The sequence below is a fragment of the Mesorhizobium sp. WSM4808 genome (genome assembly GCF_055811675.1).
Genome location: NZ_JBVVQX010000005.1, coordinates 264,942 through 289,986, shown reverse-complemented (window position 1 = coordinate 289,986; position 25,045 = coordinate 264,942). Strand labels below are relative to the sequence as shown.

Annotated in this window: 18 protein-coding genes and 1 pseudogene; 7 read left to right on the top strand and 12 right to left on the bottom strand. The window is 63.3% G+C overall.

Annotation, left to right across the window (positions count from 1 at the left end; translation table 11 throughout):
- Nucleotides 1–81: 81 nt before the first annotated feature.
- Entirely contained in the window at nt 82–1,698 is a 1,617-nt protein-coding gene (gene purH / locus AC0L2U_RS11415; RefSeq protein WP_127396788.1) for a bifunctional phosphoribosylaminoimidazolecarboxamide formyltransferase/IMP cyclohydrolase, read from the top strand.
- A 170-nt stretch (nt 1,699–1,868) separates the two neighbouring features.
- Here the strand turns inward: purH and AC0L2U_RS11410 are convergent, their stop codons facing one another.
- Entirely contained in the window at nt 1,869–3,245 is a 1,377-nt protein-coding gene (locus AC0L2U_RS11410) for an MFS transporter (protein WP_473601931.1), read from the bottom strand.
- A gap of 349 nt (nt 3,246–3,594) precedes the next feature.
- Here AC0L2U_RS11410 and AC0L2U_RS11405 point away from each other — a divergent pair, with 349 nt between their 5' ends.
- Nucleotides 3,595–5,739: a TonB-dependent siderophore receptor gene (locus AC0L2U_RS11405; protein ID WP_473601930.1), complete on the top strand. Its 2,145-nt coding sequence runs from the start codon at nt 3,595–3,597 to the stop codon at nt 5,737–5,739.
- Between the two features lie 84 nt (nt 5,740–5,823).
- Here AC0L2U_RS11405 and AC0L2U_RS11400 read toward each other — a convergent pair whose 3' ends face one another.
- Nucleotides 5,824–10,614 carry an NAD-glutamate dehydrogenase gene (locus tag AC0L2U_RS11400; protein WP_473601929.1) on the bottom strand — a complete coding sequence of 1,597 codons (4,791 nt, stop codon included), beginning with the start codon at nt 10,612–10,614 and terminating at the stop codon, nt 5,824–5,826.
- 136 nt (nt 10,615–10,750) lie between these two features.
- On the opposite strand from AC0L2U_RS11400, the gene AC0L2U_RS11395 reads away from it, so the two are divergent.
- On the top strand, nt 10,751–11,314 hold the full coding sequence (locus AC0L2U_RS11395) for a peroxidase-related enzyme (RefSeq protein ID WP_127808786.1): 564 nt from the start codon (nt 10,751–10,753) through the stop codon (nt 11,312–11,314).
- A 151-nt stretch (nt 11,315–11,465) separates the two neighbouring features.
- Here the strand turns inward: AC0L2U_RS11395 and AC0L2U_RS11390 are convergent, their stop codons facing one another.
- Nucleotides 11,466–12,077, bottom strand: a complete 612-nt coding sequence (locus AC0L2U_RS11390) for a LysE family translocator (RefSeq protein WP_473601927.1) — start codon at nt 12,075–12,077, stop codon at nt 11,466–11,468.
- Nucleotides 12,078–12,471: 394 nt separating this feature from the next.
- On the opposite strand from AC0L2U_RS11390, the gene AC0L2U_RS11385 reads away from it, so the two are divergent.
- Nucleotides 12,472–13,098, top strand: coding sequence for a DUF1062 domain-containing protein (locus AC0L2U_RS11385; protein ID WP_127808785.1), 627 nt, complete (start codon nt 12,472–12,474; stop codon nt 13,096–13,098).
- Between the two features lie 60 nt (nt 13,099–13,158).
- Here AC0L2U_RS11385 and typA read toward each other — a convergent pair whose 3' ends face one another.
- A complete protein-coding gene (gene typA, locus AC0L2U_RS11380) occupies nt 13,159–14,988 on the bottom strand; it encodes a translational GTPase TypA (protein ID WP_023811726.1) in 1,830 nt (609 codons plus the stop codon).
- 197 nt (nt 14,989–15,185) lie between these two features.
- On the opposite strand from typA, the gene AC0L2U_RS11375 reads away from it, so the two are divergent.
- Nucleotides 15,186–15,467 (top strand): hypothetical protein, encoded by a 282-nt coding sequence (locus tag AC0L2U_RS11375; RefSeq protein WP_245491515.1) that lies wholly within the window; start codon nt 15,186–15,188, stop codon nt 15,465–15,467.
- Between the two features lie 81 nt (nt 15,468–15,548).
- Here AC0L2U_RS11375 and AC0L2U_RS11370 read toward each other — a convergent pair.
- Nucleotides 15,549–17,118: pseudogene (locus tag AC0L2U_RS11370) on the bottom strand (alkaline phosphatase D family protein).
- A gap of 262 nt (nt 17,119–17,380) precedes the next feature.
- On the bottom strand, nt 17,381–18,664 hold the full coding sequence (locus AC0L2U_RS11365) for an MFS transporter (protein WP_127267938.1): 1,284 nt from the start codon (nt 18,662–18,664) through the stop codon (nt 17,381–17,383).
- A gap of 72 nt (nt 18,665–18,736) precedes the next feature.
- Here AC0L2U_RS11365 and AC0L2U_RS11360 point away from each other — a divergent pair, with 72 nt between their 5' ends.
- On the top strand, nt 18,737–19,354 hold the full coding sequence (locus tag AC0L2U_RS11360) for a TetR/AcrR family transcriptional regulator (protein ID WP_127267937.1): 618 nt from the start codon (nt 18,737–18,739) through the stop codon (nt 19,352–19,354).
- A gap of 45 nt (nt 19,355–19,399) precedes the next feature.
- The gene (locus AC0L2U_RS11355) at nt 19,400–19,993 is read left to right on the top strand and encodes a hypothetical protein (protein WP_127382013.1); all 594 of its coding nucleotides are present in this window, start codon (nt 19,400–19,402) and stop codon (nt 19,991–19,993) included.
- A 225-nt stretch (nt 19,994–20,218) separates the two neighbouring features.
- On the opposite strand, the gene ppa is transcribed toward AC0L2U_RS11355, so the two are convergent.
- The 6 genes from ppa to AC0L2U_RS11325 form a co-directional block, all read right to left on the bottom strand.
- Nucleotides 20,219–20,752: an inorganic diphosphatase gene (gene ppa / locus AC0L2U_RS11350; RefSeq protein WP_013528997.1), complete on the bottom strand. Its 534-nt coding sequence runs from the start codon at nt 20,750–20,752 to the stop codon at nt 20,219–20,221.
- Between the two features lie 112 nt (nt 20,753–20,864).
- A complete protein-coding gene (locus AC0L2U_RS11345) occupies nt 20,865–21,371 on the bottom strand; it encodes a GNAT family N-acetyltransferase (protein WP_013528996.1) in 507 nt (168 codons plus the stop codon).
- A gap of 297 nt (nt 21,372–21,668) precedes the next feature.
- Nucleotides 21,669–22,307 carry a TPM domain-containing protein gene (locus tag AC0L2U_RS11340; protein WP_127329820.1) on the bottom strand — a complete coding sequence of 213 codons (639 nt, stop codon included), beginning with the start codon at nt 22,305–22,307 and terminating at the stop codon, nt 21,669–21,671.
- An 8-nt stretch (nt 22,308–22,315) separates the two neighbouring features.
- Nucleotides 22,316–23,197, bottom strand: a complete 882-nt coding sequence (locus AC0L2U_RS11335) for a TPM domain-containing protein (RefSeq protein WP_473601926.1) — start codon at nt 23,195–23,197, stop codon at nt 22,316–22,318.
- Between the two features lie 4 nt (nt 23,198–23,201).
- Nucleotides 23,202–24,053, bottom strand: a complete 852-nt coding sequence (locus AC0L2U_RS11330; RefSeq protein ID WP_292137968.1) for a TPM domain-containing protein — start codon at nt 24,051–24,053, stop codon at nt 23,202–23,204.
- A 258-nt stretch (nt 24,054–24,311) separates the two neighbouring features.
- Nucleotides 24,312–24,950: a LemA family protein gene (locus AC0L2U_RS11325; protein WP_127269647.1), complete on the bottom strand. Its 639-nt coding sequence runs from the start codon at nt 24,948–24,950 to the stop codon at nt 24,312–24,314.
- Between the last annotated feature and the right edge of the window lie 95 nt (nt 24,951–25,045).

The following is a 25,045-nucleotide window of genomic DNA, read 5'->3' as shown; positions in this document are numbered from 1 at the left end:
CTGACCGCCGGTTTGATTTCCGGACGGCATGTGCTACGGGCGCGGGCATCCATCACACCAGTCGTGAAAGGCTGCCAGCCCATGGCCGTCGCCGCCAAGAACATTCCCGCACCAGACCTTGTTCCCGTGCGTCGCGCCCTGCTCTCCGTTTTCGACAAGACCGGCCTCATCGATTTCGCCAAAGCGCTGGCAGCCGCAGGCGTAGAGCTGGTCTCGACCGGCGGCACGGCAAAGGCGATCGCTGACGCGGGCCTTCCGGTGCGCGACGTCTCCGAGCTCACCGGTTTCCCCGAGATCATGGACGGCCGCGTCAAGACCTTGCATCCTGGGGTGCATGGCGCGCTGCTTGGCGTGCGCGACGATCCGGAGCATTCCGCGGCAATGCGCAAATACGGCATCGAGCCGATCGATCTCGTCGTCTCCAATCTCTATCCGTTCGAGGAGGTCCGCCGCTCCGGCGCCGACTACGCGTCGATCGTCGAAAACATCGACATTGGCGGGCCGGCGATGATCCGCGCCTCGGCCAAGAACCACGCCTATGTCGCCATCGTCACCGACCCCGGCGATTACGCCTCGGTGCTGACTGCGCTGGAGATGAACATCGGCTCGCTTTCGCTGGATTTCCGCAAGAAGCTGGCGGCCAAGGCCTTTGCCCGCACCGCCAGCTATGACGCGGCGATCTCCGGCTGGTTCGCCGAGGCGCTCGAGATCGAACATCCGACATGGCGCGCCTTTGGCGGCAGGTTGGTCGAGGTGATGCGCTATGGCGAGAACCCGCATCAGAGCGCCGGCTTCTACGTCAACGGCGACAAGCGCCCGGGCGTCGCCACGGCGCGCCAGCTGCAGGGCAAGCAGCTATCCTACAACAACATCAACGACACCGACGCCGCCTTCGAACTGGTCGGCGAGTTCGACCCCGACCTTTCCGCGGCCGTCGCCATCATCAAGCACGCCAATCCGTGCGGCGTTGCCGAAGGCGACTCGCTGAAAGCCGCCTACGCCAAGGCGCTGGCCTGCGACCCGGTCTCGGCCTTCGGCGGCATCATCGCCGTCAACCGCACCCTCGACGCCGAGGCGGCGGAAGAGATCGTAAAAACCTTCACCGAGGTGATCATCGCGCCCGGCGCCACCGACGAGGCAGCGGCCATCGTGGCGGCGAAAAAGAATTTGCGCCTGCTGGTCACCGGTGGGCTGCCGGACCCGCGCACGCCGGGTACGACGGTCAAATCCGTCGCCGGCGGCCTGCTCATCCAGGGCCGGGACAACGCCGTCGTCGACGACCTCGAACTGAAAGTGGTGACCAAGCGGGCGCCGACGCCGGCCGAAATGGCCGACCTGAAATTCGCCTTCCGCATCGCCAAGCACGTCAAGTCCAACGCCATCGTCTATGTCAGGGACGGCGCCACCGTCGGCATCGGCGCCGGCCAGATGAGCCGGGTCGATTCCTCACGCATCGCCGCCCGCAAGGCACTCGACGCCGCCGAGGCCGCCGGCCTTGCCGAACCGCTGACCAAGGGCTCGGTCGTCGCCTCCGACGCCTTCTTCCCCTTCGCCGATGGCTTGCTGTCGGCAATCGCCGCCGGCGCCACCGCCGTCATCCAGCCGGGCGGTTCGATGAACGACAAGGACGTGATCGCCGCTGCCGACGAGCACGGCATCGCCATGGTGTTTACGGGGATCAGGCATTTCCGCCATTGACGCACTTCTTCCTTCTCCCCTTGCGGGAGAAGGTGGATCGGCGCGTAGCGCCGAGACGGTTGAGGGGTGTTCCAGCGAAGTGAGACGTTGGTGTTCCCTGGAACACCCCTCATCCGACCTCGCTTCGCGAGGCCACCTTCTCCCACAAGGGGGGAAGGAAAGAGGCGCTCCTATCCCGCCGGCCGGTCCGCCGGATAGGGCGTCTTGACCAGGATCGCCATGCCGATGCCCAGGAACAGCACGATCACCGCCATGCCGAGCCGCGCCGAGCCGCTGGCCAGGGTGACGGACGCGACCATGAACGGCGCCAGGAAACTGGTCGCCCGCCCGGCCAGTGCATAAATGCCGAAATAGCGGCCGGATTCTGCCGCCGTGACGCTGCGCGCCATGTAGGATCGCGACGACGCCTGCACCGGCCCGAAAGCCACGCCGATCAACAGGCCGAAGAAGATGTAGGCTTTTTCCGCTGCCGTGCCGAACAGGCCGCCGCTGTCCGGCCCAGGCATCATCCAGAGGCCGAACAACGTGTAGCCCGGCCCGGTCGAGACGATGCCGATCGTGGCGATGCTGAGCAGGACCAGCGAGATCATGACGATGGTTTTTGAGCCAAGCGCCGTGTCGAGACGGGCTGCAACCAGGCAGCCGAAGATGGCAACGACATTGAGAATGATGCCGAAAATACCGATTTCGGTGATCGACCAGTGGAACATCGCAGCTGCGAAAGTGCCACCCAACGCCAGCAGCGCGTTGACGCCGTCCTGATAGATCATGCGGGCGACGAGGAAGCGGAAGATGCCGCTGCGCTTGCGCACCTCGCCCAATGTCACTTTCAGCTCCGCCAACCCCTCTCGCACAGCCGGACCGATCGGCAGGCCCTTGATGGCGTCGGGGGTGAAAAAGAACATCGGCAGGATGAACAGGAAGTACCAGCCGGCTGACAAAGGGCCGGTTGCGCGCGCATCCTCGCCGAGCTTCGGGTCGAGTCCGAACAGCGGGTCGATGCCGATGATCGTCTTGCCGGTCTCAGGCGAACCGGCCAGGCAGGCGACGACGAAGACCAGCACGATCATGCCGCCGAGATAACCAAGGCCCCAGGCCATGTTGGAAACCCGGCCGATCTCGCTCTTCGGCACCAGGCGCGGCATCATCGAATCGTTGAACACGGTCGAAAACTCCGCCGCCACCGACGCCAGCGAAAAGAACAGCACGACCAGGAAAAGGTTCGAACCGGGGGCCGCGAACCAAAGCATGCAAAGGCAGGTGATCTTGACCGCGGCAAAGAATGCGATCCACGGCTTGCGCGGTCCGGTCTGGTCGGCGATCGAGCCGAGGATCGGCGACAGCACTGCAATGACAAGGCCGGCCGCGGCAATGCCGTAGCCCCAGGCCGCCTGCCCGGTTTCCGGATCGCTCGCCATCCGCGACACGAGATAAGGCCCGAAGATGAAGGTGGTGACGACGGTGAAGAACGGCTGCGCCGCCCAGTCGAACAACATCCATCCCCAGATGCCGCGCCCGGACGCACGCTGCACTGTTTCTACCGTCATGATGATCCCCCGGCACCGGTTCCGTGTCGGGCGCCATGTCTGCATGTTTCATGCGCTCATGCAATGAACGAAGCTTGGTGCCGTCCCTTGCCCCTGCCGGGCGTTCGTTGTTCGAAAACCCAGCAATTGGCTTTCCTCCGCGGCGCGGGCCAAGCCCTTATTTTTTCTCGCGAGGGAAGTCGGACCGAAGGTCCGGCACCGTCCTCCACCCCCTGCTTCGCAGCGATTGCCGCCGGCGCGAATTTCTTGATTATTAAGTTGACTTTTGTCCGGTTTGACTAATTGCGCTCGCGCAGGGCCGGAAAGTCGCCGGTCGAACGGCTCGATATGGTCTGACAGGGAATAAGAGATGACGATTGGTCGACAGGCATTGTCGCGCACTCAGGCAAGGCGATTGTTTGCGAGCAGTGCCTTGATAGCGGCATCTTTTGGAGCGGTGGGGGCCGGCCGGGCCCAGGAGGTTTCGCCGGACGATGCAACTCAACTGGAAACCATCGTCGTCACCGGCAAGTCGGACCGCGTTGTCGGGCCCGATCAAACGATCGTCGCCAAGGATACGGCGACCGCCACCAAGACCGATACGCCGATCGTCGACGTTCCCGCCTCGGTTTCAGTGGTAACCCAGAAGGAACTGGAGGCGCGCCATGTCGAAAGCCTGCAGCAGGCCGTGGCCTATACATCCAGCGTCCTCACCGACGAGTTCGGCAACGATGACCGATACGACTATATTCGCATCCGCGGTTTCGACCAGACATCGCTCGGTACCTATCGCGATGGTCTCACGGCGCGCATCCCCGCCTGGTTCACGGCCAGCCGTCTCGAACCTTACGGACTTCAGCGCGTGGAGGTCCTGAAGGGATCGACATCGACGCTTTTTGGTCTCAACGGTCCTGGCGGACTGGTCAATGCCATCACCAAGCGGCCGCTGGACCAGAAGCAGGGGGAGATTTACACGTCCTATGGCGACGGTACCAAGGAGGTTGGCGTTGATTTTGGCGGGCCAATCGACCCCGATGGCGTGTGGACCTATCGGCTCACAGGGCTGGCCAAGGATGGCGATCAAGGATGGGATTATTCCAACGACGATCGGCTTTACATCGCGCCCGCGTTGACCATCAAGCCCGAGGAAGGAACGTCGCTCACCATCCTGACTGACTATTACAAGCGAGATGGCACAGGCGCACGCGGCACCCCGGCTGGCGGCAATATCGACATCGGCACATTCCTGGGCGAGCCGGATTTCAACCGCTTCAACACGGAGCAGGTCGATATCGGCTACCAGTTCGAGCACGAGTTCAACGAGAACCTCACCTTGCGCTCCAATGCCCGCTACACGCATTTGAGCCTCGACTACGCCGAGGTCTACGGCGCGTCGCTTTACCCCACGGCGGACCGCACGGCATTTTCCGTCGATGGCCTGTCCAACCGCTATGCCTTCGACAATCAGTTGCAATACGATACGGGCTGGGGCGGGATCGACAGCAAGACGCTTGTCGGCGTCGACTACGCCAACGACAACACCCGTGAAAACATTCTCTTCGGCACCGCCGGTCCCATCGGCATCGACAATCCGGCCTATTGCGGTCTGTCCTGCATCAATCTCGGCCCCTACGTGAACTGGCGGGTCAAGCAACAGGCAGTCGGTGTCTATGCCCAGGAGCAATTGACGTTTGACGACCGCTGGATCGTCACCCTGGGTGGGCGCTGGGACCGCGTGCATACGACGGCGGACTATCTCGACTCGGGAACGCAGGACGACGACACGGCATCCGCCTTCACCAAGCGTGCCGGCCTGACCTACAAATTCACTCCGAACCTCGCGGTCTACGCCAACTATTCGGAAAGCTTCCAGCCGCTCGTGGCGCCAAGCGGCAACGGATATGCGGTCTCGGGTTCGCTGAAGCCTCAAGAGGGCAGGCAGTATGAGGCAGGTATCAAGTACAAGCCCGACGGCTTCGACGGCCTGTTCACGGCCGCGGTCTTCGACCTTACCCAAACCAATGTTCCGACCTATGTCACGCCTGTTGTCCAGCAGCAGATCGGCAAGGTTGGCGTCCGCGGCATCGAACTCGAGGGCAAGGCCGCCATTGCGGAAAACCTGAACCTGACACTTGCCTATTCCTACTGGGATGCCGAGATCCTGGAAGACGGTATTGGAGGAAATGCCGGCAATCGGCCGCAGCGTGTCCCTCGCCACCTGGCTTCGGCCTGGGTTGATTATACGCTACCCGAGGAGGGACGGCGTGGCGACCTGACCATCGGCGGAGGCGTGCGCTATATCGGACAAACCTACGGGGATGACGCGAACACGACTTCGATTGGCGGCTACGCACTGGTGGATGCGGCGATCAGCTACAAGATGACCAAGGACGTGACGTTGGCCCTGAACGCAACGAACCTGTTCGACCGGAAGTATTTGACAACCAGCTATTACGGAATCGAATTTTACGGCGACCGGCTGAAGATCGTCGGCACGCTCAAACATTCCTGGTGAGCTTTTTGAACGCCGGTTTCGAGGCGGATGGCATTCGAAAAGAGCCACACGCATCCGGTGATGCGTGTGGTGATCGTCGGCGGTTCACATCCCCGTCAGATCGCTCATCAGCCCCGACGCCACCGACAGCCGCGACACGGTGATGTCGCCGCCCTCGGTCAGCGCCTGCAGCCGCTCGCGGATGCGCGCCACCCGCTCGCCGCCGGCGTCCAGCCAGGCCGCCACCGGGTCCGCCGTCCCGGCGTGGCCGGTGAGTGCCGCCACCGCGATGCCGCGCCGTGCCGCGCCGATCGTGTCGGTGGCGCGCGACAGTGCCAGCTGATCATAGTAGTCCGAAGGCGTGATCGAGCGTGCGGCGTCCTCGACACGCGGGATGCGGAAGGCATCGCTGACGGCGAAGAACGCCTTGGCCGCGGCGACGATATCGGCGCCGGCGGTGCGCGCCGTCAGCGCGATGTCGGGGATAAGTTCCGCCACCTCGCTCAGCGCCAGTTGCCCGGCCAGCCCTTCCGGCGCGCCGCTCTTGAACAGCCCGTGCCGCTTCTCCTCGATGCGCTCGCGCGAGAAAGCCGGCAGCAGCGCAACGAGCTTCGGTTCCAGCGCCTTGCGTGCTTCCTGCAGCTCGGCGATGCGCTGGCCGAGGGGTGCCGTGCCGGCATCGTTCTTGAGATACCAGCCGCTGGTCACGTAGATCAGCCGGCTGACCATCTGATAGAGATCGAGCTGCACCTGGCCGTCGATCTGGTTGTCGAGCGCGTCGATCTCGCGATAGAGCGCCGACAGCGCAAAACCGTCGCGCACCAAGGCGAAGGTCCGCACCACGTCGGCGGCGGTGCGCCCCGTGGCTTCCTGCAGCCGGTTGACGAAGGACGGGCCGCCGCGATTGACCAGGTCGTTGGCGACGACCCGCGTGATGATCTCGCGGCGCAGCCTGTGGCCATGGATCTCTGTGGCGTATTTCTTCGCCATCCGGTCGGGAAAATAGCCCATCAGGTCGCGGTCGAAATGCGCGTCATCAGGCACGTCGCTGGCGACGATGTCGGAAAACAGCACGATCTTGGCATAGGCGAGCAGCACGCCGAGTTCGGCTCTCGTCAGCGGTTCGCCACGCGCTTCGCGCTCGGCGAGCGCTGACGGCGACGGCAGCGTCTCCACCGCGCGGTCGAGCAGGCCACGCGCTTCCAGCGCCGTCATGAAGCGGCTCTGATGCGCGATGTCGGCGAGGCCGCGCTTGCGGGCGATCGAAAGCGCCAGCGTCTGCTGGTAGTTGTTCGACAGCACCAGCGAGCCGACCTCGTCGGTCATCTCGGCCAGCAGCTTGTTGCGTGCCGGGCGCGTCAACGACCCCTTGCGCATGGCGGATGCCAGCGCGATCTTGATGTTGACCTCGACGTCGGAACAGTTGACGCCGCCCGAATTGTCGATGGCGTCGGAATTGCAGCGGCCACCATTCAGGCCGAACTCGATGCGCGCCCGCTGCGTGACGCCGAGATTGGCGCCCTCGCCGATCACTTTCGCCCGGACATCGAGCGCGGTGATGCGAATGGCATCGTTGGCGCGGTCGCCGACCTCGGCATTGGTCTCTGTCGATGATCGCAAATAGGTGCCGATGCCGCCGAACCACAGGAGATCGACCGGTGCCTTGAGGATGGCGGTCATGATCTCGACCGGCGTGGCGGTGGTCTTTGCCAGGCCGATCGCCGCCGCGGCTGCTGCCGGCAAGGTGATCGATTTCTGGTTGCGCGAGACGATGATGCCGCCTTCCGACAGTTTCGTCTTATCATAGTCCTGCCAGCTCGAACGCGGCAGCGCGAACATGCGCTCGCGCTCGGCCATCGAGGCTGCCATGTCGGGATCGGGGTCGATGAAGATGTCGCGATGGTCAAAGGCGGCGATCAGCCGGGTTTTCGGCGACAAAAGCATGCCGTTGCCGAACACGTCGCCCGACATGTCGCCGACCCCGACGACGCTGAAGGACGAGGTCTGGATATCGCGGTTGATCTCGCGGAAATGCCGCTTGACCGCTTCCCAGGCGCCTTTGGCGGTGATGCCCATCTTCTTGTGGTCGTAGCCGGCCGAGCCGCCGCTGGCGAAGGCGTCGTCGAGCCAGAAGCCGTGCTTCTCCGAGATCGCGTTGGCGGTGTCGGAGAAGGTCGCCGTGCCCTTGTCGGCGGCAACGACGAAATACGGATCGTCCGGGTCGCGTCTGATGACGCCGGCCGGCGGGATGACACCGTCGAGACCGATATTGTCGGTGATCGACAGCAGGCTGGAGACGAAATTCTTGTAGGCCGAGGTGCCGGCCTCGAAGATCGCGTCGCGACCGGCGCTCATCGGCAGCTTCTTCGGATAGAAGCCGCCCTTGGCGCCAACCGGCACGATGACGGCATTCTTGACCTGCTGTGCCTTGACCAGGCCGAGCACCTCGGTGCGGTAGTCCTGGGCGCGGTCGGACCAGCGCAGGCCGCCGCGCGCCACCGGACCGAAGCGCAGATGCAGGCCTTCGACCTCGGAACCGTAGACGAAGATCTCTCGCCACGGCCGCGGCGCCGGCAAGCCCTCGACCGCGTGCGAATCGAGTTTGATCGCCAGCGACTGGCCTTTCTCTTTCGTATCGGCAACGAAATGATTGGTGCGCAGCGAGGCTTCGATCAGATTGAGATAGCGCCGGATGATGGTGTCGTCATCGATGTTCGGCACATCCTCCAGCGCGTCCTTGATCTTGGCCTTGAGGTGCTTTGCGGCCACCACGCCTTCGGTCTCGGCTGTCGGGCCAAGCCGGGCGATGAACAGCGCATGCAGGCCCCGCGCTATGTCGGGATAGCGATTGAGCGCGGCGGCGATGAAATCCTGGCTTTGCGGGATGCCGACCTGCTGCAGATAGCGGCCATAGGCGCGCAGGATCGTGATCTCGCCTGACCACAAGCCGGCGGTCTGGGCAAGGCCGTTATAGCCGTCATTGTCGACATCGCCTCGCCAGACAGAGAGGAAAGCGTCCTCGAACAGCGCGCCGCCATCAGTCAGGTCGATCGGCTTGCCGTAGCTGTTCTCCAACTCCATGTCATGGATGAAGACCAGGCCGGATTGTTCGTCGCCGACCTCGAAGGTGCGCTCGCTGATGACGCGGAAGCCAATGTTTTCCAGCACCGGCACCCGCCGCGACAGCGCCACCGGGCTGCCATGGTGATAGATTTTCAGCGCCGCCTGATGCGGTTTCTGCTCGGCATGACGATAATAATCGATGGCGATCGGATTGCCGGCGCTGATCTTGGCAATGCGCCTGGCATCGGCCAGCGCCACCGCCGCGCTGAACGAATCGCGGTAGCTTTCCGGCAGCCGCGCGGCAATCGCCTTCAAAGCCTGGTCGCCGCCACTGGCCTCGGCCGCATCGGAAAGGGCGTCCTCCCAGGTACGCACGATGTCGCGGATCGCCGCCTCTATCGTCGCTTGCTCGACCTTCGGCGTCTTGCCGCCGGAGCGGCCGATGATGAAGTGCACGCGCGCCAGCCCGCCCTCGGGAAAGGCCGGGTAGTAGGCCGACAGCCGGCCTTCGAATACGGTCTTCAGATACGAGCCGATCTTCTCGCGCACGACGCTGTCGTAACGGTCGCGCGGCACGAAGACGAGGATCGAGACGAACCGGTCGAACTGGTCGGCGCGCACCAGCGCCCGCACGCGTGGCCGCTCGACCAGGCCCAGAATGGCAGCGGCGTGCTTCCTCAGGATCGGCACCGGCACCTGGAACAATTCGTCGCGCGGATAGCTTTCCAGCACGTTGATCAGCGCCTTGCCGGAGTGATCGTGCCGGTCGAAGCCGGACTTGGCGATGATGGTTTCGGCCTTGGACCTGAGATACGGGATCTTCATCACCGAGCGCGTGTAGGCGGTCGAGGTGAACAGGCCGACGATGCGCAATTCGCCCGCGAGCGTGCCCTTGGCGGTGTAGGTCTTGACGCCGATATAGTCGAGATAGATGCGGCGGTGCACGGAAGACTTGGCATTGGCCTTGGTGACGATCAGCGGCTCCGGCCCGTGCAGGAAGGCGCGGATTTCCGGCGTCGTCGTTACCGCTTCGGTGCCGCGCCTGAGCACCAGCACGTCGGGGTCGGACAGGATGCCGAGGCCGGGCTTTTCAGCGCGCTCCAGCGTGCCGCTTTCCTCGCCGCCGGTGTATTTGAACTCGCGCATGCCAAGGAAGGTGAAATTGTCGTCGCGCAGCCACTCCAGGAAGGCAAGGGCCTCGGCAACGCTCTTCTTGTCGAGCGGCACGGCCGTATAGCGGAATTCCGAGATCGCCTGATCGAGGCGGGCCAGCATCGGCCTCCAGTCGTGAACGGCGGCATGAACCTGGCCAAGGATCTTGCGCAGCCGCTCGCTCAATCCGCTCGCCTGCTCGGATGTCAGCCGCGGGATGTGGACATGGATGACGCTCAGCCGGTCGTGGCTGCCATCGTCCTTGGCGAAATTGCCGTCGCCGAGGATTTCTTCCACGCCGCCCTTGCCGTGGCGCACCACGATAACCGGATGGGTGACCAGGGTCGGTTCGCCCGATGTCTCGGTGATCTCGCCGAGGATGGAATCGAACAGGAACGGCATGTTGTCGTTGACGACTGTGACAACCGTCATCGGGCGGCCGTTTCGCACAACGCCCGAATCGGCATCGACGGCGACGACGCACTCGCCTTTCCTGTGAGTGGCGACTGCCTGGCCGGCGAGATCGGCAGCCCGCTCCAGGTCGGCCACATCGTAGGGAGCAATGTCTTCAGCTGGCGCGCGGGCGAGCAGATAGTCTGCAAGCCTGGCCGGCCTTTCCTCCGCTTTAATCGCTGCCGTGGCTTTTTTCTTCGGCTTGCTCGCGGATTTCACGCTGGCCATGACGCACGTCCCTCCCGTCGAATGCTTTTACGATTATGGTAGCAGATGACCGCTGTTTGGCGACAAAGGTTTGACGGCTTGCCAAGAATTATCGGAATTTGGCGACAAGATGCCGCGCAACGAGGAGAAATGACCCATGACCGGCAAAATCAGCGCGCTTGATCTTGGCCAGGGAGAGCTGAGCGAGGCGACAAAAACCTATTTCGCCAAATGCGAGGAGAAGCTCGGCCTCGTCCCGAACGTGCTCAGGGCCTATGCCTTCGACGACAGAAAGCTGCGCGCCTTCACCGACATGTACAACGATTTGATGCTGGGTGAGTCCGGCCTGTCGAAGCTGGAACGCGAGATGATCGCGGTCGCCGTCTCCTCGATCAATCATTGCTACTATTGCCTGACCGCGCACGGCGCGGCGGTGCGCCAGCTCTCCGGCGACCCGCCGCTCGGCGAAATGATGGTGATGAATTTTCGCGCCGCCGATCTTTCGCCCAGGCAGGTGGCAATGCTCGAATTCGCCGTCAAGCTGACGCAAGAGCCGGCCAAGATCGTCGAGGCAGACCGGGCCGCGCTGCGTCAGGCCGGCTTCACCGATCGCGACATCTGGGACATCGCCTCGACCGCTGCCTTCTTCAACATGTCGAACCGCGTGGCCGCGGCAATCGACATGCGCCCGAACGACGAATACCACGCCATGGCACGGTGAATTTGCTTTCTTCTCCCCTTTTTACGGGGAGAAGATGCCGGCAGGCAGGCGAGGGGCGGCACCAACATCCGTGAATCGAGGGCCAACTTTGCGCTGCCCCTCACCCGACCCTTCGGGCCACCCTCTCCCCGTAAACGGGGCGAGGGGAAGATCAGCGAGCAGCGATCGCCGCCGCCGCGCCGGCCATGGTCGTCGCGCTGACGCGGTTGGCGATCTTCATGGCGCGCTTGCTCTTCAAAAGCTTGCGCGCCTGTGATGCGGCGAGCACCCAGGCGAGATCGATGGCGACCAGCACCACGGCCATGGTCGCCGTCAGCTCGACCCAGCCGACGATGCTGACCGAAGCGAGGTCGATGATGGTCGGCAGCAGCGCCAGGTAGAACATCATGATCTTGGGATTGCCAAGCGTCACCGCCATGCCGGCGAAGAACAGCTTTGCCGGAGAATCCTCGCGCGGCATCTCGCCCTCTTCTGCATCGACAGGCGCGGTCCACATTTTCCAGGCGAGGTAAGCGAGATAGGCGACGCCGACCCATTTCACCACGACGAAGGCGAAATGGAAGGTCTGCGCCACGACAGCCAGGCCGAACACCGCCAGCGACAGCCAGATGCCCTCGCCGATCCACATGGCGAGCAGGAACGGAAACACGTCGCGAAACCCTTTCGAGATGACGCGCGCGACAAGCGCCGCGATCGATGGACCGGGCGAACCGGCGGCAACGAACAGAGCGGCGGCGAAAATCAGGAGCGAGGTGGCGTGCATAACCGGGGTCTCTGGTTGAAAACCTTTGATTTCGGATATTAGCGCAAGTGGCTCGGCTGCGGTAGCACCGACAAAAGACCCTTGTCGGTCCAGCATCTCGCGGCTAGAAAGGCCGCCGCGAAACAATTTTGAGCGTCACTTTGCCTACGTAACCGCCGGTCTCGTCAACTCCCCCGACACACTGCATGACACCGCATTCGCGGTGTCTGTTTTCATTTCATGTGTTCTTCTGGGCGGCGGTTCGAGACCGGTTTGGCACTGCTGAACCGTTGTTGCGCGCTGCCGCCCGTGACATCCGATTTCCGATCATAGCAAGCGACCGCCACGCCGCGCCCGCATGGGCATCTCGACATCGCCGGCCTGATGAACTTCCCGACGGGAAGGGCTTATCGGCATGTCTGGACTTCAGCGTATCCATTGGACGATCGCACCCCAAACCCCACCTCGGCCGCTCATCAGCTGCAATCGTTGCGGCACTGTGAAGGCCTATTGCAGCAGCGGGAAATTCCGCGTCAACGCCAATGGCAAACGCATCGACGTGTGGCTGATCTATCGCTGCATCGACTGCGACAACTCCTGGAATTTCGGCATTTTCGAGCGCTGCAACCGCCGCGACATCGACCCGACGCTGCTGGCGGCGCTCGAACGCAACGATCCTGCACTCGCTCACCGTCATGCCTTCGATGTAATCGCGTTGCGCAACCGGATCGGGCGCGTCGAGGAGTTCTCCGATGTCAGCATTCACAAGCGCAGGCTCGGCGACACCGGGGAAGCCGCGACCGTGTTGGAGATCCAGCTTGGACTGGAAATGCCGACATCGCTGCGACTCGACCGGCTGCTCGCTGGCGAACTCGGCATCTCGCGATCACGGCTTCAGGCGCTGGAAAAGAGGCGGCTGCTCATCGTTGACCCGGATGGCGCAAAGGCCCTGCGCAAGCCTACCCGCGCGGGAATCGCGATCCGCATCGATCTGGCCGGCGAGGCCGATCGGCAGGCCATCATCTCGGCTGCCGGTGGATGAACGAAAAAGGGGCGGAACACTGGTTGCTCCGCCCCTCTCGATTGTTGGGAAGTAGGGAGCTTACGCCGCGCCGACCACCTTGGACGACTTCTCGAACCGCTTGCGCTCGTTCGGATCGAGATAGAGCTTGCGCAGCCGAATGGTCTTCGGCGTCACTTCGACCAGTTCATCGTCCTGGATCCAGGCCAGCGCGCGTTCCAGCGTCATGCGGATCGGCGGCGTCAGCTTGACCGCCTCGTCCTTGCCGGCGGCACGGATGTTGGTCAGCTTCTTGCCCTTGAGCACGTTCACTTCAAGATCATTGTCGCGGCTATGAATGCCGATGATCATGCCCTGATATACCTTGACGCCCGGATCGATGACCATCGGGCCGCGATCTTCCAGGTTCCACATGGCGTAGGCGACCGATTCGCCCTGTTCGTTGGAAATCAGCACGCCATTGGTGCGGCCCGGCAGCTCACCCTTGTAGGGCTCATAGGCATGGAAGAGCCGGTTCATCACGGCGGTGCCGCGCGTGTCGGTCAAAAGCTCCGACTGGTAGCCGATCAGGCCACGGGTCGGCGCGTGGAAGACGATGCGTTGGCGGTTGCCGCCGGACGGGCGCAGTTCGACCATCTCGGCCTTGCGCTCGGACATCTTCTGCACGACGACGCCGGCATGCTCCTCGTCGACGTCGATGACGACTTCTTCGACCGGCTCCAGCAATTCGCCGTTCTCGCCCTTCTGCATGACGACGCGCGGACGCGACACGGCGATTTCAAAGCCTTCGCGGCGCATCGTCTCGATCAGCACGGCCAGCTGCAATTCGCCGCGGCCGGAGACGAAGAACGAATCCTTGTCGGGCGATTCCTCGATCTTCAGCGCGACATTGCCTTCGGCTTCGCGCAGCAGGCGGTCGCGGATGACGCGGCTGGTCACCTTGTCGCCTTCGGTGCCGGCCAGCGGACTGTCGTTGACCAGGAACGACATGGTCACGGTCGGCGGATCGATCGGCTGCGCATGCAGCGGTTCGCTCACGCTCGGGTCGCAGAACGTGTCGGCGACGGTGCCCTTCGACAGGCCGGCAATGGCGACGATGTCGCCCGCCTGCGCTTCTTCGATCGGCTGGCGCTCAAGGCCGCGGAAGGCCAGGATCTTCGAAATACGGCCGGTTTCGATCTGGGTGCCGTCATGGTGCAGCACCTTGACCGGCTGGTTGGCCTTCAGCGTGCCGCTCTCGATACGGCCGGTGATGATGCGGCCGAGGAACGGATTGGCTTCCAGGATGGTGCCGATCATGCGGAACGGGCCGGGATGAACGGTCGGCTCCGGCACATGCTTGATGACGAGGTCGAACAGCGGTCCCAGCTGCTGGTCCTTGGGTCCTTCCGGATTTTCCGAAACCCAGCCATCGCGGCCTGAACCGTACAGAATCGGGAAGTCGAGCTGCTCGTCGGTGGCGTCGAGCGCTGCGAAAAGGTCGAACACCTCGTTGACCACCTCGACGTGACGGGCGTCCGGACGGTCGATCTTGTTGATGACGACGATCGGCTTCAGGCCGACCTTGAGCGCCTTGCCGACGACGAACTTGGTTTGCGGCATCGGCCCTTCGGCTGCGTCGACCAGCACGATGGCTGAGTCCACCATCGACAGGATGCGTTCGACCTCGCCACCGAAATCGGCGTGGCCGGGGGTGTCGACGATGTTGATGCGGGTATCCTTCCAGTCGACCGAAGTCGCCTTGGCCAGGATGGTGATGCCGCGTTCCTTTTCGAGGTCGTTGGAATCCATGGCGCGCTCGGCGACGCGCTGATTGTCTCGGAAGGAGCCGGACTGCTTCAAAAGCTGGTCGACCAGGGTGGTCTTTCCATGGTCGACGTGCGCGATGATCGCGATATTACGGATTTTCATGTTCTGGTCTCGGAAGCGTTGCAGGCAGCAGGCCAAAAGGCGCTGCCTCTTTCGGTTGCGCGGCTCATACAGGGTTTTTCGCAGTTGCGAAAGAGGAGGAGCGTCACCAAATACTCATCAAATCTTAAGCATCTGCGTGTGAGATGATTTTGTTAACCAAGGCGGGAACCCTTTGGGGCCCGGGCAGTTCAAACGTCATGACCGATAAACTCAACCGATTCTGGCCGCTCATCGCGTCTGTAGCCTTCGCCGTCCTGCTGGCGGCCAACGCCGCACAGTCAGCCGCGACGATGAAGGAATCACGGCCTGCCTTGCCGTCAGAGGCACAGTCGGCCGAGCAGATTTTCGCCGACGCACCAGACGGCGTCGACCCGATGGTGACCGGCCCGGTCAGCGCCGCCTTCAAGCAGCGGCAGGACACCGCCAACTGCGACAGCGCCGTCTGGCCGAATATCCCCATGGTCTGCTACCCGGACTAGTCAAGCGCTTCACCCTCGCCAGCTTTGCTTTGCGAAGCCGCCGCCGACCTTCCCCACAAGGGGGAGGGTTGAGAAGCGCGCTTATGCCGACCGCACCGGGTCGAGCGTCACCTTGTAGAGTTCGTTGTCGTCGCGATCCATCAGCCGCACCGTCATCTGCTCGCTGGCGCCTGAAATATCGACGAGCCCGAAGAATTGCAGCCCGGCCGAGGGCGGCAGGTTCTGTCCCTGTTCGGCGGTCGGCGCCTTGATGAACTTCAGCTCCGGACCGAACGTCATGTCGAAATCGTTGGGACCGAACGTGCCGGCATGGATCGGACCCGAGACGAATTCCCAGAACGGATTGAACTCCTGGAACTGCGCCTTGTCCGGGTTGTAATAATGCGCGGCCGTGTAATGCACATCTGCGGTGAGCCAGACGGTGTTGCTGATGCCGGCATTCTTTATGAAGCGCAGCAGGTCGGCGATCTCGAGCTCGCGCCCTTTTGGCAAGCCATTGTCGCCATTGCTGACCGCTTCGGCGCCAACCTTCTTGGTGCCGTCGTCCCAGACGACGAGGCCGAGCGGCATGTCGGCGGCGATGATTTTCCAGGTCGCCTTCGAATTCGCCAGTTCGCGCTTCAGCCATTTCGTCTGCTGTTCGCCGAGCATGCGCGATTGCGGCGTCATCTCATCCTGCATGTCGGGACCATTGGGGCCGCGATAGGAGCGCATGTCGAGGAAGAACACGTCGAGCAGCGGCCCATAAGCGATCTTGCGATAGACGCGGCCGGGCTCGGACGGTTCGTAGCGGATCGTCGTCATCTCGTGGAAAGCCCGCGCCGCGCGGGCCGCCAGCACGTGGATGGATTTTTCCGTGTAGCGGCTGTCGGCGCTGAGATCCTTGGAATCCGACCAGTTGTTCAGCACTTCATGGTCGTCCCACTGGTAGAAAGTCGGGCAGATGGCGCTCAGGCCGAGCACGTTCCTGTCCATCATGTTGTATTTCCACTGGTCCCGGTACTCGTCCAGCGTTTCGGCGACCTTGCGCTTGCCGTCGATCAGCACGACGTTCTTCCACTTGCCGCCGCCGGGCAGGTCGACCTCGTCCTTCATGGCGCCGTCGGCATAGATGGTGTCGCCTGAATGCAGGAAGAAGTCGGGCGTGTGCTTGCCGATCGTGGCGTAGGTCTTCGGTCTCATCGATGCCCCAGCCCTGGCCGGCGGTGTCGCCGGACCAGGCAAAGCGGATGTCGCGCTTCGAGGCTGGCGCCGTCCTGAAACGGCCGGTGATCGGCTCCGAAACGGCGTTGATGTCGGCGAGATCGGCCGATGTCATGCGGTAGAAGATATCCTGGTCCGAAGCGAGGTCGGTGAGCAGCCGCTTGACCGTGTAATCGCCGGCCGGCGACGTGTCGAGCGGCGCCAGGCGTGTCGCATTGGCGAAATTTTCCGTCGACGACACCTCGAACATGACGCGCGACGGTCGGTCGGTGCGCGTCCACACCACGCCGCTGGTGGCGTCGACATCGCCCGACTGGACGCCATGGGTGAAGGAAGGCCGCTGATTGGCGCGCGAGTAGTAGGGCAGCGCCAGACCCGAAACGCCGGCCAGGCCAACGGCGCCGGCGGAAGTGACAAAAGCGCGGCGGGTCATCGAAAGCTTGTTCATGGCTGTCTCCTGGTGGCTTGAACGGCGCCACCAAGGTCCAGCGTCAATGTTTCAGGCGCATCTCGGGATGATGAAGTTTTGATAACAATGAACAGGGTAATCTCCCCCCTCGAGGGGGAGATGTCGCCAAAGGCGACAGAGGGGGCCGCCGCGCGTGGAGCGCTAACCTCCTTCTATCGCAAGAGGCCGAGCCCAGTCGGACCGACCCCCTCTGGCCGCTTCGCGGCCATCTCCCCCTCTCGGGGGGAGATTAGCGTCGCGCCTAAGCCGCTTGCGGCTCCGGATCGAACGCCGGCTTGCTGGTGTTGATCAGCAGCGAGATACAGGCGGCGGCGATTGCCGTCATGCCGGCGATCAGGAACGCCAGTTCGTAATTGCCCTGCAACTCGCGCATGGTGCCGCCAAAGGCGGCGGCAGCGGCCGCACCGATCTGGTGCCCGGCGACGATCCAGCCGAACACGATCGGCCCGCTGCGGTCGCCGAACGCCTCGTTGGCGAGCCGCAGCGTCGGCGGCACGGTGGCGATCCAGTCGAGGCCGTAGAGCACGGCGAAGATGATCAAGCTGGTGGCCGAGAAGCCGGAATAGGGCAGATAGATCAGCGACAGGCCACGAATGCCGTAATAGACGCCGAGCAGCTTGCGCGGATCGTAGCGGTCGGTGAGCCAGCCCGACAACGTCGTGCCGATCAGGTCGAAGATGCCCATCATCGACAGCAGGCCGGCGGCCTGCACTTCGCCGATGCCCATGTCGCCGCAGAACGCGATCAGATGCGTGCCGACCAGCCCGTTGGTGGTGAAGCCGCAGACGAAGAAGGTGGCGAACAGATACCAGAACACCCGCGTGCCGGCGGCACGGCGCAGCGTCGAGAACGTATGCGCCAGAAAATTGCCCTGTGACGCAGGCGGAGTGGGCGGCACGTCGTCAGCCTCGGCGCCGTAGCGCACCATGCCGATCGATGCCGGCCGCTCCGGCACCAGCAGCCAGACCAGCGGTATCAGGGCAGCGGTCGCGATCGCGACCGCAATGACAACCGGCTGCCAGCCGCCCGACTGCGCCAGCGCGGCGATCAGCGGCAGGAACACCAGCATGCCCGAGGCGCTGGAGGCCGACATCAATCCCATGACAAGCCCGCGATTGGTCTTGAACCACCGGTTGACGATGGTCGCGCCGAGCACGCTGGCGACAGCACCGGAACCAATGCCCGAGAACACGCCCCAGGTGATGAACAGATGCCACGGCTTGGTCATCAGCAGGCTGAGCGCGGTCGAGCCCGACATCACCACCAGCGAGGCCAGCAGCGTGCGGCGAAGCCCGATGCGCTCCATCAGGGCTGCGGCAAATGGCCCTGTCAGGCCGTAAAGCAGGATGCCGACACCGGCGGCCAGCGAGATGATGTCGCGCCGCCAGCCGAAACTGTTCTCCAGCGGCAGCATCATGACAGAGGGTGCGGAGCGCAGGCCAGCCGCGACCAGCAGGCTAAGGAAGATCACGCCGACCACGACGAAAGCGTAGCGCTGGCCAAAGGGGCGGGATTGAGCTATCATGTTACTGACCGGTACGTTGCAGGTGGAGTATGTATACGTACCGATCGGTAACATTGTCAATCGAGCCACACGATGCCAACCGACAAAAATATTGATCTGACCATCAGCGACGATCATGCGTCGGCGCCGCCGAAAGCAGCCAAGAAGATCCTCGATGTGGCGTATGACCTGTTCTACCGGCGCGGTATCAGGGCGATCGGCGTCGACGAGATCGTCAAGCGTGCCGGCGTCACCAAACCCAGCCTCTATCGCAGCTTTCCGTCCAAGGATGAACTGGCCGCCTCCTATCTCAGGCAGTACGATCTTGAATATTGGGAGCGTTTCGACGAGGCGGTTGCGGCTCATCCCGGCGACCCGCGCGCACAGATCAAGGCTTTCCTGACCCGCATCGGCAAGCGCACGCAAGTGGCGGACTATCGCGGCTGCGGCATGACCAACGCGGCGGTCGAATATCCCGACCACAGCCATCCGGCCCGTGTGGTCAGCGAGGCCAACAAGCAGGAATTGCGCCGCCGCCTGCGCGCCATGGCGGTTGCGATGGGCGCGCAAGACCCTGACACGCTCGGCGACGGCCTGCTGCTGCTGATCGAAGGCGCCTATATCAGTGGCCAGCTGTTCGGGCTCGGCGGCCCGGCGCAAGCGGTCGCCCGCAACGCCGACCTGCTGATTGAAGCGAGCTTGAAGAAATAACGTTTGGCGCTACGCTGCGGCAGCTTGCAACGGAGATTGACCGCCATGCGTGCCATTCTGATCCCGCTTGTTCTGGTCGGTCTGGGTCAGGCTGCGCAAGCCGACGGCATTTCCAGCGCCTACACCGATCTGGATTCGAAAAAGGATTGCGTGACCTACGCGCAGGCCGAGGAAGGCGACGGCGACTGGGCCGAACTCGCCTGTTCGGGCTATCGCGGCTATCCCGTGCTGATAGCCTATGACGATGCCCGTGAATCGCTGTTCTACGGCTTTCCGCCCGGCGGCGACATGACGACGGTCTGGGAGAGCTTTTCCGGTTTCAATTCGTCCGGAGCCAAGATCGAATGGCGCATCGAAACCACCGGCGACAAGGCTGTGCCCTATGCAGCCATCCATCGCCGCTCGATCAGCAATCCCGAGGACGAGAAAAAGCCGACCGAGGTGCTGCTCGTCGCCAAGGTCGGCCAGATGGACGCCCGCGACGGCTGCACCGTCGGCCTCGTGCTGGCCACCGGCAATCCCACCGCCAACGATCAGGCGCGCAAGCTTGCCGACGACAAGGCACGCACCTTCGCCTGCGGCAAGGACAGGCGCACCGTCATCGGCAATGTGCCGGCTTTCGGCCGGGTGGATAACTGAGCACGGCGGAGATTGGGCATCGCACCCGTAGCTTCGTCATCCACGGGCGGAGCAAGGAGCTTAGCGACGCAGCGCAGACCCGAGGATCCATGCCGCGACATCAACACCGCCGCGGCGGTGCAGAATTCCGTTCCGCCGCACACGTCGCCTGGCGTCACGGCATGGATACCAGGGTCTCCGCGACGCCGCTTTGCGGCTGCTCCGCCCTGGTATGACGAAGTTGGGCTACTTGCTCGCCTTGGCCCGCTCGATCGCGTCGACGATCATCTTCTTGGCATATTTGGAATCGTGCCAGCCTTCGATCTTGACCCATTTGCCGGGCTCGAGATCCTTGTAGTGCTCGAAGAAGTGCTGCACCTGCTGGCGCGTGATGTCGGGCAGCTGGGTGTATTCGGTGACGTTCTCGTAGCGCAACGTCAGTTTCGGCGACGGCACGGCAATGATCTTCTCATCCTGGCCGGCATTGTCTTCCATGATCAGCACGCCGATCGGCCTGACATTGATGACGCAGCCCGGCACCAGGGCACGCGTGTTGCAGACCAGCACGTCGATCGGATCGCCGTCGCCCGACAGCGTGTGCGGCACGAAGCCGTAATTGCCGGGGTAGCGCATCGAGGTGTGCAGGAAACGGTCGACGAACAGCGTGCCGGCCTCCTTGTCCATCTCATACTTGATCGGCTCGCCGCCGATCGGCACCTCGATGATGACGTTGACGTCCTCAGGCGGGTTCTTTCCGCTGGCTATGGCTTCAATGCGCATGGCTTAAATCCCTCTCTCGATGGGAGATCGATAGCGGGCGACGCGTCATGGTGCAATGCGGCGAATGGTGCTGGCTGAAATCGGGAGAGGCAATGGCCGAAAGGCCGGGCTGTCATTCCCAGACGAAAGCAACCTTCTTGAGCGCCTTCTGCTCGAAGATCTCGACGCCCTCGGCTACATCGCGGCCGCCGGCGCCGGCATAGAAGGCGAGTGCGTTCTGGTTGTCTTCCAGCGCCCACACGACCATGCCTTTCAGCCCGTGATCGGCCAGCCGCGCCTTGGCTGCCGAAAACAGGCGGCTGCCGAGCCCGATGCCCTGATATTCCGGCCGCAGGTACAATTCGTAGATTTCGCCCTGCTGCCTGAGTTCACGGGCGCGGTTCTTGCCGATCGTCGCATAGCCGGCGATCTTTCCGCCGATCTCGACCACCAGAACAGTGGCGGCGCGGCGAATCGCATTTGCCCACCAGTCGGCACCTCGACGGTTGATCATCGATGTCAGGGTGCGGTGCGGAATGATGCCGGAATAGGCGCCGCGCCAGGCCTCCAGATGCACCTCGGCGATGGCACTGGCATCGCGCGGGTCGGCTTTCCGGATGTCGATCGTCAGCGTATTCATGATTTGTTAACCATAAACCCGCATCGCCCGATTGCAAGAGTCCCGGCGGCCCGCCGGCTGCTTTCTCACAGGCGATCATGACACTGATGACATCGGGCAAAGCCTGCTTGAAAACGCGCTCAGCCGAGGCGGATGGCGTGGCTTTCGAGAACCGGAGCGGAGCGCACTTTTGTACGTGAACGCCGGCCGAAGCCGGCCTGCCAAGGCCGCTCATGTGTGAGTGCTTCGGCCGGCGAAGGCCGGAAGCGCAGAAAACCACGTCAGGCGTCCGGCTGAGTAGCGTTTGCGGGCGGGCTTTCAGATTTCGACGAGATGGTCGTCAAGTTCGTTGCTGTCGCCCACTGTGACCGGGAAATGCTCGGCCAACACCGCACCCACCTGCTCGATCGCCTTGACGAAGCCGTCGGCAAGCCGGTCGTCGCCGGCATGCGCGGTAAGGTCGCGCACGACACCGTCCCAGACATGCTGGCCGACCTTGGCGTCGATGCCCGAATCGGCAACCACTTCGGCATAGCGTTCAGCGATCGAGACGAAGACCAGCACGCCGGTGCGCGCCGTGGTGCGGTGGACGTTGCGGGCAAGGAACTGCTTGATCGCGTTGGCGTGCGCCGCCTGGTAGCGCAGCCGCCTCGGCACCAGATGGATGCGCAGGCCGGGCAGCGCCCACAACAAGGCCAGCACGCAGGCAAGCGCCAGGAGCTGGGCGAGGACGAAATGCGGCAGCCGGATCGACAGCCACCAGGCCTCCAGACCGTAGCCGACCGCCAGGCTGACGATCAGCATGTACACGGTCGCCATGAAGGCGGCCGGGAAGAAATAGCCGTCGCTGGCATGCGCCACGACGCAGTAGATCTCGCCGTCGGTTTTCTCCTCGGCGGCGCGGATCGCGGTTGCGATGCGCTCATGATCCTGCGGGCTGATTGGTCGTGTTGCCATGATATGTCTCACCAGCTTCCTGAAGAACCGCCACCACCCGATGAGCCGCCGCCACCGGAAAACCCGCCACCGCCGCTCGATCCCGAAGACCAGCCACCACCGGAGCTCCCCGACGACCAGCCGCCCGAAGACGAACCCGTTGTCCAGCCACTGCTGCCCGAGTAGCCGCTCGGCCCACGGCCGTAACGAAATGTCATGCCCAGCCATCTGTACACGCCCGGGGACAGCTTCGTGCCGAACATCGGCGGCAGGAACGCCATCGCCAACCCGCCGAAAAACATCGTCGCCCACAGGATCAGGAACACGGCAACGATCGGATCGATGGACGTGCCGTCATCGGCGGGATTGCGCTTGCCTCGCGCTTCCAGCTCCTCCGGATTACCTTCCAGCACCATGACCATGTCATCGACGGCTTTACTGATGCCGCCGGAGAAGTCGCCGGCGCGGAAGGCCGGCACCATGTCATTTTCGATGATCAGCTTGGTATGCAGGTCGGTCAGCGTACCTTCGAGCCCATAACCGACCTCGATGCGCATCTTGCGGTCGTTCGGGGCAACCAGCAGGAGCACGCCATTGTTCTCGCCCGCCTGGCCAAGTTTCCAGAAGCGGAACAGGCGGTTGGCGTAGGGCTCGATCTCCTCGCCATCGAGGCTGGGGATCGTCGCGACGACGATCTGGTCGGAACCTTTTGTCTCGAAGTCAGCAAGCTTCCGCGTCAGCGCCGCCTTGGTCGCGGCATCGATGATGCCGGCATTGTCGACGACACGGCCGGTCAGCGCCGGCAGGTCGGCCGCGTAGGCCATGACGCAGGAGAACAGCACGACCGCGGCAATCAGGACAGCCGAGGCGAGGCGGTCGCGTTCCGACAGGCTGATGCTGGGTATCGTCATGCCATCACCAGCTTCCCGACGAGCCGCCGCCGCCGGACGAACCGCCGCCGCCGGAAAAGCCTCCACCGCTGCTTGACCCCGAAGACCAGCCGCCGCTGGAACTTCCCGACGACCAGCCACTACGGGAGGATCGCCGGCTTGGCTCGAAGGTCATGCCGAGCCAGCGGTAACGGCCGGGACCAAGCTTCTGGCCGAAGATCGGCGGCAAGATGGAGACAGCAAGACTGCCGACCATAATGGTTATCCATATGCCGATGAACACGGTGAAGAACAGGTCGTCGGACTCGAAGGGCGCCTGCTGGTTGCGCTCGCCGCGCGCCTCCAGCTCCTCCGGATTGCCTTCCAGCACCATGACCATGTCGTCTACAGCTTTGCTGATACCGCCGGAGAAGTCCCCGGCGCGGAAGGCCGGCACCATGTCGTTTTCGATGATCAGCTTGGTGTGCAGGTCGGTCAGCGTGCCCTCCAGCCCATAACCGACCTCGATGCGCATCTTGCGGTCGTTGGGGGCCACCAGCAGCAGCACGCCATTGTTTTCCTTCGCCTGGCCGAGCTTCCAGAATCGGAATAGCCGGTTGGCGTAAGGCTCGATCTCCTCGCCCTCGAGGCTCGGGATCGTCGCGACGACGATCTGGTCGGAGCCTTTTGTCTCGAAATCAGCGAGCTTCCGCGTCAGCTCCGCCTTGGTCGCCGCATCGATGATACCGGCATTGTCGACGACACGGCCGGTTAGCGCGGGGAGATCGGCGGCGAGGGCGGTGAAGGGGAGGAAGAGGAGGCTTAGAAGAGCGAAAAGGAACCCTAGGCTTGCATTCCGGGGCGCCCCCCTCTGCCCTGCCGGGCATCTCCCCCTCAAGTGGGGAGATTGGCCGCCATCTCCGCTTTCTCCAATTTTCAACGTCGCAAGATCGGCGTCAGCGCCGAAGCTGCCAATCTCCCCCCTTGAGGGGGGTGAGGACTGATCCGCGTAGCGGACGGGAAGCCAATTGCTTGGCTTTCCGAACGACGAACGCCCGAAGCGGCAGCGAAGGGCCGGTTCCGGTAGGACAGAGGGGGGTGTTTGCACGCCAGCAGCCCGTCATTTCGCGGGATTTATTCCGATGACAGTCGACGTTCACCCGCCCTGCTTCGTGCCGAAATCGACCTTCGGCGGCTGCATCTTGTCTTCGGCGACAGTGAAATTGGCGAAGGGCTCATTGCCGCGGAACCAGAAGGTCGCCCACAGCACCGAGGGGAAGGTCCTCAGCGTCAGATTGTAGTCCCTGACCGCCTGGATGTAGTCGCGCCGCGACACCGCGATGCGGTTCTCGGTGCCTTCGAGCTGGGCTTGCAGCGCCAGGAAATTCTGATTGGCCTTGAGGTCGGGATAGGCCTCCGAGACCGCGATCAGCCGCGACAGCGCGCTGGTCAGCCCCGCCTGGGCATCCTGAAACTTCTTGAGGGCTTCGGGATCCTTCAGCGTTTCCGGTGTTACCGTGATCTGCGTTGCCTTGGCGCGTGCCTCGACCACCGCGTCGAGCGTATCCTTTTCGTGCGAGGCATAACCCTTCACCGTCTCGACCAGGTTGGGGATGAGGTCGGCGCGGCGCTGATACTGGTTCAGCACCTCGCTCCATGCCGCCCTGGCGTTTTCTTCCGCTGTGGGGATGGTGTTGTAGCCGCAGCCGGCAAGCAGCGGCAGCACGATCGCCATCATCAGGAAGGCGGGCAGCGTGCGGAAAATGGACGGCGAGGCAAGGCGCTGGGCAAACATGATGGGGTCCCTCGGTAGAAGTTGCACGCGAAGCATTACCACAATCAGCGCGCAAGAAAACCGCCCGGGCCGGCAGCCCCTCGCCTGCCATGCCC